Source organism: Paraburkholderia ginsengiterrae, from assembly GCF_001645125.1.
Classification (GTDB): domain Bacteria; phylum Pseudomonadota; class Gammaproteobacteria; order Burkholderiales; family Burkholderiaceae; genus Paraburkholderia; species Paraburkholderia ginsengiterrae.
Map to the genome: position 1 here is coordinate 39226 of NZ_LXKA01000330.1, position 12873 is coordinate 52098.

Sequence of the window (12873 nt, forward strand, 5' to 3'; positions counted from 1 at the left end):
CGGACGAACCATGACCGCAATTCAAAACTTCTTCAAGACCTTCTTTCTGACCGAGCTGCTGAAGGGCCTCGCGCTGACGGGACGTTACACGTTCCAGCGCAAGATCACCGTGCAGTTCCCGGAAGAGAAGACCCCGATCTCGCCGCGTTTCCGTGGCCTGCATGCGCTGCGCCGCTATGAAAACGGCGAAGAGCGCTGCATCGCCTGCAAGCTGTGCGAAGCGGTGTGCCCGGCGCTCGCCATCACGATCGAGTCGGAAACGCGCGCGGACAACACGCGCCGCACGACGCGCTACGACATCGACCTGACCAAGTGCATCTTCTGCGGTTTCTGCGAAGAGAGCTGCCCGGTCGATTCGATCGTCGAGACGCACATTCTCGAGTATCACGGCGAAAAGCGTGGCGACCTGTACTTCACGAAAGACATGCTGCTGGCGGTGGGCGATCGCTACGAAACGGAGATCGCCGCCAATAAGGCAGCCGACGCACCGTATCGTTGAAGCAATTCAGTTGAAGCAGTCAATGCAGTAATCACGGCCTGTTGTCGGGCCGGGCGCCGCGGCCTGAACGCCGCGGCACGGCGCACCTGTGCGGCTGTTCTGGCGGTTTTGCCAGTCACATGTGCCAAAGAACAATGCCTGACGATGGCCTAACGATGAACCGGTAATCATGGAATTCACGACCGTACTGTTCTACATCTTCGCGCTGCTCCTGGTTGTCTCAGGGCTGAAGGTGATCACCTCGCGCAACCCGGTTTCGTCCGCACTGTTTCTGGTGCTGGCGTTCTTCAACGCAGCCGCGATCTGGATGCTGCTGGAGGCCGAGTTCCTTGCGATCCTGCTGGTGCTGGTCTATGTCGGCGCGGTGATGGTGCTGTTCCTGTTCGTCGTGATGATGCTGGACATCAATCTCGACGTGCTGCGCAAAGACTTCAAGCGTTTCGTGCCAATGGCCACGCTGGTGGGCGTGATCATCGTGCTCGAAACGGCGCTGGTTCTGTGGCACGGCTACGGTGCGACCACCACGGCGTTGCGTGATACCACGGTCGCCGCGAACGGCATGGGCGACTGGTCGAACACCCGCATCATCGGCAAGGTCATCTACACCGATTACATCTTCGCGTTCGAAGTGGCCGGTCTCGTGCTGCTGGTCGCGATCATCGCGGCGATCGCGCTGACCACGAGCCATAAGAAAGACAGCAAGCGTCAGAAAGTCAGCGAGCAGGTCAAGGTGCGTGCCCAGGACCGCGTGCGCGTCGTGAAGATGAAGTCGGAAAAGACCGCGGCAACCGTCGCGGCGGAAGAAGCCGCAGCGGCAGCGGCAGCAGCAGCCGACTCGGCACCGGCCAAGAACAGCTGAGCGGACAGGAGATAGAAATCATGTTGACCCTTGCTCATTACCTTGTCCTCGGCGCGATCCTGTTTGCGATCAGCGTCGTCGGCATTTTCCTGAACCGTCGCAACGTCATCATTATTCTGATGGCGATCGAACTGATGCTGCTCGCGGTGAACACCAATTTCGTCGCGTTCTCGCACTACCTCGGCGACGTGCATGGCCAGATCTTTGTCTTCTTCGTGCTGACGGTTGCGGCAGCGGAAGCGGCAATCGGCCTCGCGATTCTGGTGACCCTGTTCCGTAGCCTCGACACGATCAATGTCGAGGACCTCGATCAGCTCAAAGGTTAATTTCAGGTAAAGCGGTTATGTCAACGACAATCAATGAAAACCTGCTGCTGGCGATCCCGCTGGCACCGCTGGCCGGCTCCCTGATTGCGGGGCTGTTCGGGAAAGCCGTAGGGCGCGCGGGCGCGCACACGGTGACGATCCTCGGCGTCGCGGTTGCGTTCATCCTCTCGGCCATCGTCTACTTCCAGGTGTTGGGCGGCGCGAGCTTCAACGCGACCGTGTACGAATGGATGACGATCGGCAAGACGAAGTTCGAGGTCGGCTTCCTCGTCGACTCGCTGACGGCGATGATGATGTGCGTGGTGACCTTCGTGTCGCTGATGGTGCACATCTACACGATCGGCTACATGGCCGACGACGACGGCTACCAGCGCTTCTTCTCGTACATCGCGCTGTTCACGTTCTCGATGCTGATGCTCGTGATGAGCAACAACTTCCTCCAGTTGTTCTTCGGCTGGGAAGCAGTGGGTCTGGTGTCGTACCTGCTGATCGGCTTCTACTTCACCCGTGAGAGCGCGATCTACGCGAACATGAAGGCGTTCATCGTGAACCGCATCGGCGATTTCGGGTTCCTGCTCGGCATCGGCCTGCTGTTCGCGTTCGCCGGTTCGATGAACTATGGCGACGTTTTCGCCAAGCGCACCGAACTCGCTGCGTTGACTTTCCCGGGCACCGACTGGGGCCTGCTGACGGTTGCCTGTATTTGCCTGTTCGTCGGCGCAATGGGTAAGTCGGCGCAGTTCCCGTTGCACGTCTGGCTGCCGGATTCGATGGAAGGCCCGACCCCGATCTCGGCGCTGATTCACGCGGCAACCATGGTGACGGCCGGTATCTTCATGGTGGCGCGCATGTCGCCGCTGTTCGAACTGTCGGATAGCGCGCTGACGTTCATTACGGTGATCGGTGCGATTACGGCGCTGTTCATGGGCTTCCTCGGGATCGTCCAGAACGACATCAAGCGCGTGGTGGCTTATTCGACGCTGTCGCAGCTTGGCTACATGACGGTTGCGCTCGGCGTCTCGGCTTACCCGGTCGCGATCTTCCACCTGATGACGCACGCGTTCTTCAAGGCGCTGCTGTTCCTCGGCGCGGGTTCGGTGATCATCGGCATGCACCACGATCAGGACATGCGCAACATGGGCGGCCTGCGCAAGTACATGCCGATCACGTGGATCACGTCGCTGGTCGGTTCGCTGGCGCTGATCGGTACGCCGTTCTTCTCCGGCTTCTATTCGAAAGATTCGATCATCGACGCGGTGAAGCTGTCGCATCTGCCGGGCTCGGGTTTCGCATACTTCGCGGTGGTGGCGAGCGTGTTCGTCACCGCGCTGTATTCGTTCCGTATGTACTTCATGGTGTTCCACGGCAAGGAGCGTTTCCGCGATCCGAAGCATCCGGAATCGCCGATGGGCATCGAAGCCGCTCATGCAGCCGCGCATGGCCACGGCCACGATGCGCACGGTCACGGTCACGGTCATGGTCACGACGACCATGCTCACGAGCCGCATGAAACGCCGTGGGTGGTATGGGTGCCGCTGGTGCTGCTGGCCATTCCGTCGGTCGTGATCGGTGCGATTGCAGTCGGTCCGATGCTGTTCGGCGACTTCTTCCAGCATGGCGTGGCGTTCGAGAAGGTGATCTTCATCGGCGAAAACCATCCGGCACTGGAAGAGATGAGCCACGAGTTCGTTAGCTGGAGCCAGATGGGTCTGCACTCGGTGGCAGGGCTGCCGGTGTGGCTGGCGCTCGCAGGCGTGTTGACCGCGTGGTTCCTGTACCTCGTTCGTCCGGATCTGCCGGCTGTCATCAAGCGCGCGTTCGGCCCGATCTACACGCTGCTCGATAACAAGTACTACATGGACAAGATCAACGAAGTCGTGTTTGCGCGGGGCGCCGTGGCGATCGGCCGTGGCCTCTGGAAGGAAGGCGACGTCGTCGTGATCGACGGCATCGTCAACGGCAGCGCACGCTTTATCGGCTGGTTCGCCGGTGTGATCCGCTTCCTCCAATCCGGCTACATCTACCACTACGCGTTCGCCATGATTATCGGCATGTTGGGGCTCCTGACCCTGTTTGTAACGCTCGGCGGCAAATAAGGCGAGGGACACTAATGCACGCATATCCGATTCTCAGTATCGCGATCTGGTTGCCGATCCTCGTCGGCCTCCTTGTTCTGGCTGTCGGTTCCGACCGGAACCCGGCTCCGGCGCGCTGGATCGCGCTGATCGGCTCGGTCGTCAGTTTCCTCGTGACGATCCCGCTGATTACCGGTTTTGATTCGAGCACGGCCGATCTGCAGTTCGTCGAAAAGGCGAACTGGATCGAGCGCTTCAACATTACGTATCACCTGGGTGTCGACGGCATCTCGATGTGGTTTGTCGTGCTGACCGCATTGATTACGGTGATCGTCGTGATCTCCGCGTGGGAAGTGATCACGAAGAACGTGGCGCAGTATCTGGCCGCGTTCCTGATCCTGTCGGGCATCATGGTCGGCGTGTTCAGCGCGGCCGACGGCATGCTGTTCTACGTGTCCTTCGAAGCGACGCTGATTCCGATGTACATCATCATCGGCGTGTGGGGTGGGGCGAACCGCGTGTACGCGGCGTTCAAGTTCTTCCTGTACACGCTGATGGGCTCGCTGCTGATGCTGGTCGCGTTGCTGTACCTGTACGTCGAGACCGGCACGTTCGACCTCGCCACGTGGCAGCATGCGCAGATCGCCATGACGCCGCAGGTGCTGCTATTCATAGCGTTCTTCCTCGCTTTCGCCGTGAAGGTGCCGATGTGGCCGGTCCACACGTGGTTGCCTGACGCCCACGTGGAAGCGCCGACCGGCGGCTCGGTCGTACTGGCGGCGATCATGCTGAAGCTGGGCGCCTATGGTTTCCTGCGCTTCTCGTTGCCGATCGCACCCGACGCAAGCCATTTCCTCGCGCCGGTGGTGATCGCGCTGTCGCTGATCGCGGTGATCTACATCGGTCTGGTCGCGATGGTGCAGGCCGACATGAAGAAGCTGGTCGCGTATTCGTCGATTGCGCACATGGGCTTCGTGACGCTCGGCTTCTTCATCTTCAACCAGCTCGGTGTGGAAGGCGCGATCGTGCAGATGATCTCGCACGGTTTCGTGTCGGGCGCGATGTTCCTTTGCATCGGCGTGTTGTATGACCGCATGCACTCGCGCCAGATCGCCGATTACGGCGGCGTGGTCAACGTGATGCCGAAGTTCGCGGCGTTCGTGATGCTGTTCTCCATGGCGAATTGCGGCTTGCCAGGCACTTCAGGTTTCGTCGGCGAGTTCATGGTGATTCTGGCCTCGGTCCAGTACAACTTCTGGATCGCGGGCGGTGCGGCTGTCACGCTGATTCTCGGCGCGGCTTACACGCTGTGGATGTACAAGCGCGTGTACTTCGGCGCGGTGGTCAACGATCACGTGAAGAGCCTGCTCGATATCAATCGCCGCGAGTTTTTCATGCTGGCAGTGCTTGCCGCACTGACGCTGTTCATGGGCCTGTATCCGAAGCCCTTTACCGATGTGATGCACGTATCCGTGGAAAACCTCCTCTCCCACGTTGCGCAATCAAAGCTGCCGTTGTTGCCTCAGTAACGCGGAGCGGAGGAATTTAAACCATGCAAAACGCCCCTATGACTGCTCTGTTGCCCGACGCACTGGTGATGCTCGCCGTTGTGGTCGCGTGGCTCAACGACACGTTCGTCGGCCAGGCCGGTCGTCGTACCACGTATTTCATCGCGTTCTTCTCGACGCTCGTCGCCGGCATCTGGTTCGCGATGAACGCGTTCGACCCGCAAGTGCGCTACTACTTCGGCCACATGTACGTGGTCGACTCGTTCGCCAACCTGATGAAAGCAGTGGTGACGCTCGGCTACGCCCTGTCGATCGTCTACTCGCGCCGTTACCTGGAAGATCGCGGTCTGTTCCGCGGCGAGTTCTTCCTGTTGGGCATGTTCTCGCTGCTCGGTCAGCTCGTCATGATCTCCGGCAACAACTTCCTGACGCTGTATCTCGGCCTGGAACTGATGTCTCTGTCGCTGTACGGCGTGATCGCTCTGCGTCGCGACGCTGCGCCGTCGAACGAAGCGGCCATGAAGTACTACGTGCTCGGCGCGCTGGCTTCCGGCTTCCTGCTGTATGGCATTTCGATGCTGTACGGCGCGACTGGCTCGCTCGACCTGAACGAAGTGTTCAAGGCGATCGGCACGAGCCACTACGATCCGAGCGTGCTGCTGTTCGGCGTGATCTTCATCGTGGCGGGTGTGGCGTTCAAGATGGGCGCGGTGCCGTTCCACATGTGGGTGCCTGACGTGTACCAGGGCGCGCCGACCGCAATGACGCTGCTCGTAGGCGGCGGTCCGAAGGTTGCGGCATTCGCGTGGGGCTTGCGCTTCCTCGTGATGGGTCTGCTGCCGCTGGCGGTCGAGTGGCAGCAAATGCTGGTGATCCTCGCGGCGCTGTCGCTGATCGTCGGCAACATCACCGGTATCGTGCAGCGCAATGTCAAGCGGATGCTGGCGTACTCGGCGATCTCGAACATGGGCTTCGTGCTGCTGGGCCTGCTGGCCGGCGTGGTCGACAGCAAGACGACGGGTGCCGCGAGCGCGTACGGCTCGGCGATGTATTACAGCATCGTCTACCTGATCACGACGATGGGCACGTTCGGCGTCATCATGCTGCTGGCGCGCCGCGATTTCGAAGCGGACACGCTCGAAGATTTCAAGGGTCTGAACCAGCGCAGCCCGGTGTTCGCGTTCGTGATGATGATCATGATGTTCTCGCTCGCCGGCATCCCGCCCGCGGTCGGTTTCTACGCGAAGCTCGCCGTGCTGCAAGCCACCATGAACGCCGGCCTGACCTGGCTGACGGTGCTGGCCGTGATCACCTCGCTGTTCGGTGCGTTCTACTACTTGCGTATCGTCAAGCTGATGTACTTTGATGATCCGCAAGACACGTCGCCGATTGTTGCCGACACCAGCACGCGTGCATTGCTCGCGCTCAACGGTGTGGCCGTGCTGGTGCTCGGTATTGTGCCGGATCCGCTGTTGAAGGCCTGTCTGCAGGCTATGCAGCACACGCTGCTTCTCTGATGTCGGCAGCGGGTTGGTTTATCGTGCTGTTGGCGCTGGTTGGCGCCAACCTGCCGTTCCTGAATCAGCGCCTCTTCGCCGCCGTGCCGTTGAAAGCGGCGAAGAAGAGCGCCTGGATCCGGATAGCCGAGTTGATCGTGCTGTACTTTGTGGTCGGCGCACTCGGTTTTCTGCTCGAAGCGCGGGCGGGTAACCGCTTCGAGCAGGGATGGCAGTTCTACGCGATCACGTTTGCGCTATTCGTCGTGTTCGCATTCCCAGGCTTCACCTTCCAGTATCTCGTCAAACGCCGCTGACGGCGCATAGCCGTCGCGCACCATGTTTCAAGGTCCGCACATGGCTGAACTTCCCAATCACGACCACGCGCTTACCGAGACTTGTCTCGAGAGCAAAACGATCCATCAAGGGCCGTTTTTGACCCTCAAGTGCGATACCGTACGCCTGCCGGACGGCAAGCAGGCCACTCGCGAATATGTACAGCACCCGGGTGCCGTGATGGTCATCCCGCTATTCGACGATGGCCGCGTGCTGCTGGAAAACCAGTATCGGTATCCGATGGGCAAGGTGATGGTCGAGTATCCGGCCGGAAAACTCGATCCGAACGAAGGCGCGCTGGCTTGCGCAATACGTGAGTTAAGGGAAGAGACTGGCTATACCGCGCGGGAGTATGTTTATCTGACGCGCATTCACCCGATCATTTCCTATTCGACTGAATTCATCGATATCTATCTGGCGCGTGGCCTGACTGCCGGCAAGCGCAAACTCGACGACGGTGAATTCCTCGAACTGTTCACGGCAAGCGTGGCTGACGTGTCGGAGTGGGTGCGTACCGGCAAGATTACCGACGTCAAGACGGTGATCGGCACGTTCTGGCTGGAGAAGGTCCTGTCGGGTGCCTGGCCGACGGCGGAGCCGAACTAATCCGGTAGGTGTGGGCAGTGCGCGGCTTGCGCACCAGTTAGGGATCGTTTTGGCGAGGCCCCCGTTGGTTCAGGACCAACGGGGGCTTTGTCGTTGTAGAGGCGAAATTGCGTAACGCGGTTCCCGTCGCGCGTTCTTGGAGAATCCGTACACGTCCTATGCCATTCGCCAGTCTCGTCACGCAATCGTTGTCACTCTAATATCGATCTTTGTTGAGCGTGTTCATCATGCCTATTTACTTTGGATAACGAAATAAATGGCGATGCGAAGACTGATGATTCCGATCATGGTTGTCACTTGACAACCATGATCGGAATCGCTAAATTGGAGGACATAGATGGTTCGAGGAACTCACTCCAAAAAGGAGATCGAAGCTGCCTTGGTGTACGCCGAAAAAAACGGTTGGCAAGTCCATGGCGGTGGGAAAGGTCATGCCTGGGGAAGAATGTACTGTCCTGACAACACCGCGGAGTGTCGGTGCGGGGAGTTCTGTATATCAAGCATCTGGAGTACGCCAAGGAATCCCGGCAACCATGCCAGACATCTACGGCGCATTGTCGACAACTGCACGGCTCGCTCGTAGCAAGGGCGTTCTCATGGCAAGAGTTTGAGCTGAATGAGGGCAGGAGTAACGTATGGAATATGTGTTCACCTTGAAGTACCGGCTCGCAGCCGAAGATTGCGATCTTGATGCGATTGTCGAGCGATTGGGCGAAGCCGGATGCGACGACGCCACGGTCGGCGTGGGGCAGCCTGGCCGTCTCGCGCTGTTTTCCACTCGCGAAAGCTCGTCTGCTTTCGGAGCGCTGGTCAGCGCACTCAGAGATATCAAGCAAGCGGTGCCGTCCGCGCGCCTTGTCGAAGCCGGCCCCGATTTTGTTGGCCTCACCGACGTCGCCGAAATCGCCGGCGTGTCCCGGCAGAACATGCGCAAGCTGATGCTGGGCCACGCAATCGACTTTCCGCCGCCGGTCCACGAGGGCAGTGCGTCGGTATGGCATCTGTCGGACATTCTTGACTGGCTGGCTGCACGCGGTGGCTATGACATCAAGTCAGACGTGGCCGACGTTGCGAAACTGGCCAAGCAGATCAACCTCGTCAAGGAAGCGCGCGAACTTGAACCGAAGTTTAGCCGCCAGCTTGAGTGTCTGGTGGCATAGCAGCAAGGCAGCGGCCCGTACCTGAAGACACAAGCCTGTTTGATCGGCTCGCCAGTTGGCGTTCTGGTCAGCTTCGGCAGTCCTTTGCGCAAAGCGTTAAAATCGCCCACCGCGTCTGATTTGTCAGCGATGTCCGGCGTCGGCGCATCGTCCGTAAAAATTTACGAACGACCGTTCACAAATTTGCTTTTTGCGCTAAACTGGCACGCAAGCCCTGATTCCACATGAAGGTCCTCGATTTACAGTGTCCGCATGGCCATCGGTTCGAAGGCTGGTTCGCTTCGGCTGATGACTTCGAATCGCAGCAGTCCCGCAAGCTCGTCGAATGTCCGATCTGCGGTGCGAACGAGGTAAGCCGTTTGCCGTCGGCGCCGCGCCTGAATTTGTCTGGTGCGACCGGCACGAATGCGCCAGCGGGCGTGGGGGAAATGCAGGCGCGTGTGATGCGCGCTTTGCGCGAGGTACTGGAAAAGACCGAGAACGTGGGCGACCGCTTCGCCGAGGAGGCACGGCGCATTCACTATAACGAAGCGCCCGCTCGCAATATTCGTGGTGTCACGACACCCGAAGACGCGCAAGCCTTGGTCGAAGAAGGCATCGAAGTGATGCCGCTGCCGGTCCCGGCCGCCTTGAAGGAACCGCTGCAATAGCGCAGTGGCTCGCTGGCGCCAGGTGGTGGCGGCCAGGAGACACTACGCATGAATCTGGACTATTCCCCCGCTGATAAAGCGTTCCGCGCTGACATCCGCGCCTGGCTCGAAGCGAATCTGCCTCGCGAACTGAGCGACAAGGTACTCAATCACAAACGTCTTGCCCGTGAAGACTTCGCGAGCTGGCACAAGCTGCTCGGCACGCGCGGCTGGTCGGCGATCGCGTGGCCGAAGGAGTACGGCGGCCCGGGCTGGGACGCCACTCAACGGCACATCTGGGACGAAGAGTGCGCGCGTATCGGTGCGCCGTCCGTGCTGCCGTTTGGCGTGGCGATGGTGGCCCCCGTAATCATGAAGTACGGTAACGAGGCGCAAAAACGTCACTATTTGCCGCGCATTCTCGACGGTACGGATTGGTGGTGCCAAGGCTACTCCGAGCCTGGCTCCGGTTCTGATCTGGCCTCGTTGCGTACGCGCGCGGAGCGCGTCGGCGACCATTACGTGGTCAACGGTCAGAAAACCTGGACCACACTCGGCCAGTACGCCGACATGATGTTCTGCCTAGTGCGCACCGACGGCGGCGCCAAGAAGCAGGAGGGCATCTCGTTCCTGCTGATCGACATGAAAACTCCGGGCATCACCGTACGGCCAATCATCACGCTCGACGAAGACCACGAAGTCAATGAAGTCTTTTTCGAAGACGTGAAGGTGCCGGTCGAAAATCTGGTCGGCGAAGAAAATCGCGGCTGGACATACGCAAAATACCTGCTCGGCCATGAGCGCACCGGCATTGCGCGCGTCGGCCAGTCCAAGCGCGAACTCGTCTTCCTGAAACGGCTTGCGCTGAATCAGAAAAAGAATGGCAAGCCGTTGCTGCACGATCCGGTGTTTGCCGCGAAGGTCGCGAGCCTCGAGATCGAATTGATGGCGCTCGAAGTCACCGTGCAACGCGTGGTCGCCAATGAAGCAGGGGGCCGTGGACCGGGGCCGGAAGCATCGATGCTGAAGATCAAGGGCACGGAAGTGCAGCAAGCGCTGACCGAGCTGATGTTCGAAGCAGTCGGGCCGCTCGCGGCACCGTTCGACGTTTCGTTCCTCGAAGGCGAACGCGAGCACAGCGCTGCCGGCGACGACGACGCAGCACCGTTGGCCGCGTACTACTTCAACTTCCGCAAGACGTCGATCTACGGCGGCTCGAACGAAATTCAAAAGAACATCATCGCGCAGATGATTCTCGGACTTTGAGGAGTGGCGCATGGACTTCACTTTCAACGACGAACAGCAGCAATTCGCCGACGCGCTGCGCCGCTACCTCGACAAGAGCTACGGCTTCGAAGCGCGCCAGGCGATCGTGCAATCGGAATCCGGCGTGTCGGAGGCGCATTGGGCAGCTTTTGCGGAGCTGGGCCTGACGGCATTGCCGGTGCCGGAAGCGCAAGGAGGATTCAACGGTGGTCCGATTGACATGCTGGTGGTGATGCAGGAGCTCGGCCGTGCACTGGTGGTCGAACCCTATTGGGCGACCGCGGTCGGCATTGAGACGTTGCGCCTCGCGGGCACGGGCGAGGGCGAAGATGCGTCGCTGCTCGAGCGTGCCGCACAGGGCGAGATCAAGCTGGCGGTGGCATTTCACGAGCCGCACGCACGCTACGACCTGTTTGAAGTCGACACGGCCGCTAGTGGACAGGGCGAGCAGCAGACGCTGTCCGGGACGAAGTCGGTTGTGCTGCACGGTGCGCAGGCGGACTACTGGATCGTGCCGGCCCGTCTGAACGGCGAGATTGCGCTTTTCGTCGTGGCGCGTGATGCGTCCGGCGTCAAAGTGACGGATTACCGCACGATCGACGGCCAACGGGCTGCCACCCTCGAATTCACCGCCACGCCCGCGCGCCGGCTGGCCGGCAAACACGCCGGCGCGGCCGCGCTCGAACATATCGCGGATTACGGCACCGTACTGCTGTGCGCGGAAGCGATCGGCGCACTTGATGCCTTGAACTTCGCTACCGTCGACTACACCAAGACGCGCCAGCAGTTCGGCCAGCCGATCGCACGCTTCCAGGCCTTGCAGCACCGCATGGTCGAGATGCTGATTCATGCCGAGCAGGCGCGTTCAGTCACCTATCTTGCCGCCATGCGCTATAACAGTGCGGATGCTGACGAACGCCGTCGCGCGGTCTCGGCGGCGAAGGCACGGGTCGGTCAGGCCGCGCGTTTCGTGGGCCAGCAGGCGGTTCAGTTGCATGGTGGCATGGGGGTGACGAACGAGGTGGCGGCGGCACATCTGTTCAAACGCCTTGCCATCATCGAAACCACGTTGGGCGACGTCGATCACCACCTGGCGCGCTTCGCTGCGCTGCCCGGCTTCGTCGTTGCCGAAGCCTGAACAGCCGCTCGAACCGGATAAAAGGAGAGGCAACGATGAGTCTGAGTTACGAGGACTTTATAGTCGGCGCGAGCATGGAAATCGGCAAGCACACGTTTACGCGTGAGGAAATCGTCGAGTTCGCGCAGAAGTTCGACCCGCAGCCGTTTCATCTGGATGAAGCCGCTGCGGCCGAGTCGCCGTTCCGCGGATTGGTGGCGAGTGGCTGGCATACCTGTTCGGTCATGATGGGCATGCTGGTGCGTAACGCGCTTGCAGGCTCCACGTCGATGGGTTCGCCCGGTATCGACGAGATCCGCTGGTTGAAGCCGGTGCGCGTCGGCGACACGATCACCATGATGAACGCCGTGCTCGACAAGCGCATCTCCGAAAGCAAGCCGGATCGCGGCATTGTGTCGACCCAATGGGAAGGTATTAATCAGCATGGCGAGACGGTGATCACGGTGCGCTCGAAGGGCATGTTCGGACTGCGCAATCCGGGAGCCGGAGCATGACGGATTGCGCGGTGCCCGCCGCGGCGTTCGGCAATGCGGATGCCTTGCGTGCATTGGTGGGCGCTGACCCGCTAGTGAGTGAATGGCTGACGGTCGATCAAGCGAGTGTTGATCGTTTCGCAGAAGCCACCGGCGATCATCAATGGATTCACGTCGACCCCGAGCGGGCGCGGCGTGAGTCGCCGTTCGGCGGACCTATCGCCCATGGCTTCATGACGTTGTCGTTGATCCCGGCACTGCTCGGAAAGACGGTGGTGATCGAGCAGCGCATGGGCGTCAACTACGGATTGAATCGCGTGCGGTTTACGTCGCCGGTGCCGGTCGGCTCGGAGTTGCGCGCGAAATTCGCGGTGGAGTCCGTGACGGACGCTGGCAATGATGGCGTACAGGTCGTGTGGAATGTGACGCTGGAGCGGCAGGGCAGTGAGCGGCCGGTATGTGTCGCGGAGTTCATTACGCGGCATTATTTCTAGCGTTGTCG

At 60.3% G+C, this 12873-nt stretch carries 15 protein-coding genes; all 15 read left to right on the forward strand.

All coding sequences use genetic code 11. The features are described 5' to 3' along the window. Nucleotides 1-10: 10 nt before the first annotated feature. The 15 genes from nuoI (at nucleotide 11) to A6V37_RS24705 (ending at nucleotide 12865) form a co-directional block, all read left to right on the forward strand. Nucleotides 11-499 (forward strand): NADH-quinone oxidoreductase subunit NuoI, encoded by a 489-nt coding sequence (nuoI, locus tag A6V37_RS24640; RefSeq protein ID WP_007588142.1) that lies wholly within the window; start codon nucleotides 11-13, stop codon nucleotides 497-499. Between the two features lie 169 nt (nucleotides 500-668). Then, nucleotides 669-1358: an NADH-quinone oxidoreductase subunit J gene (locus tag A6V37_RS24645; RefSeq protein ID WP_064272088.1), complete on the forward strand. Its 690-nt coding sequence runs from the start codon at nucleotides 669-671 to the stop codon at nucleotides 1356-1358. Nucleotides 1359-1378: 20 nt separating this feature from the next. After that, nucleotides 1379-1684, forward strand: coding sequence for an NADH-quinone oxidoreductase subunit NuoK (gene nuoK / locus A6V37_RS24650; RefSeq protein ID WP_013339863.1), 306 nt, complete (start codon nucleotides 1379-1381; stop codon nucleotides 1682-1684). A gap of 17 nt (nucleotides 1685-1701) precedes the next feature. Then, entirely contained in the window at nucleotides 1702-3780 is a 2079-nt protein-coding gene (gene nuoL, locus A6V37_RS24655) for an NADH-quinone oxidoreductase subunit L (protein ID WP_064272087.1), read from the forward strand. A 14-nt stretch (nucleotides 3781-3794) separates the two neighbouring features. Beyond that, nucleotides 3795-5288 carry an NADH-quinone oxidoreductase subunit M gene (locus A6V37_RS24660; protein WP_064286424.1) on the forward strand — a complete coding sequence of 498 codons (1494 nt, stop codon included), beginning with the start codon at nucleotides 3795-3797 and terminating at the stop codon, nucleotides 5286-5288. 23 nt (nucleotides 5289-5311) lie between these two features. Then, nucleotides 5312-6784, forward strand: coding sequence for an NADH-quinone oxidoreductase subunit NuoN (gene nuoN, locus A6V37_RS24665; protein WP_064272085.1), 1473 nt, complete (start codon nucleotides 5312-5314; stop codon nucleotides 6782-6784). Further along, complete coding sequence (locus tag A6V37_RS24670; RefSeq protein ID WP_007175603.1) at nucleotides 6784-7080, forward strand: DUF2818 family protein; 297 nt, start codon at nucleotides 6784-6786, stop codon at nucleotides 7078-7080. Before nuoN ends, A6V37_RS24670 begins: the two co-directional genes overlap by 1 nt. Before the next feature lie 40 nt (nucleotides 7081-7120). Next, nucleotides 7121-7705 carry an NUDIX domain-containing protein gene (locus tag A6V37_RS24675; protein ID WP_064272344.1) on the forward strand — a complete coding sequence of 195 codons (585 nt, stop codon included), beginning with the start codon at nucleotides 7121-7123 and terminating at the stop codon, nucleotides 7703-7705. Between the two features lie 337 nt (nucleotides 7706-8042). Beyond that, nucleotides 8043-8288, forward strand: a complete 246-nt coding sequence (locus A6V37_RS42530) for a hypothetical protein (protein WP_075643555.1) — start codon at nucleotides 8043-8045, stop codon at nucleotides 8286-8288. Nucleotides 8289-8340: 52 nt separating this feature from the next. Next, nucleotides 8341-8865, forward strand: a complete 525-nt coding sequence (locus A6V37_RS24680; protein ID WP_064286425.1) for a helix-turn-helix transcriptional regulator — start codon at nucleotides 8341-8343, stop codon at nucleotides 8863-8865. A 224-nt stretch (nucleotides 8866-9089) separates the two neighbouring features. Next, on the forward strand, nucleotides 9090-9515 hold the full coding sequence (locus A6V37_RS24685; RefSeq protein ID WP_064272083.1) for a DUF1178 family protein: 426 nt from the start codon (nucleotides 9090-9092) through the stop codon (nucleotides 9513-9515). Nucleotides 9516-9563: 48 nt separating this feature from the next. Further along, complete coding sequence (locus A6V37_RS24690) at nucleotides 9564-10760, forward strand: acyl-CoA dehydrogenase family protein (RefSeq protein WP_064272082.1); 1197 nt, start codon at nucleotides 9564-9566, stop codon at nucleotides 10758-10760. Between the two features lie 10 nt (nucleotides 10761-10770). Further along, entirely contained in the window at nucleotides 10771-11898 is a 1128-nt protein-coding gene (locus A6V37_RS24695) for an acyl-CoA dehydrogenase family protein (protein WP_064272081.1), read from the forward strand. A gap of 35 nt (nucleotides 11899-11933) precedes the next feature. After that, on the forward strand, nucleotides 11934-12392 hold the full coding sequence (locus tag A6V37_RS24700; protein WP_064272080.1) for a MaoC family dehydratase: 459 nt from the start codon (nucleotides 11934-11936) through the stop codon (nucleotides 12390-12392). After that, nucleotides 12389-12865 (forward strand): MaoC family dehydratase, encoded by a 477-nt coding sequence (locus A6V37_RS24705; RefSeq protein WP_064272079.1) that lies wholly within the window; start codon nucleotides 12389-12391, stop codon nucleotides 12863-12865. Before A6V37_RS24700 ends, A6V37_RS24705 begins: the two co-directional genes overlap by 4 nt. Nucleotides 12866-12873: the final 8 nt, after the last annotated feature.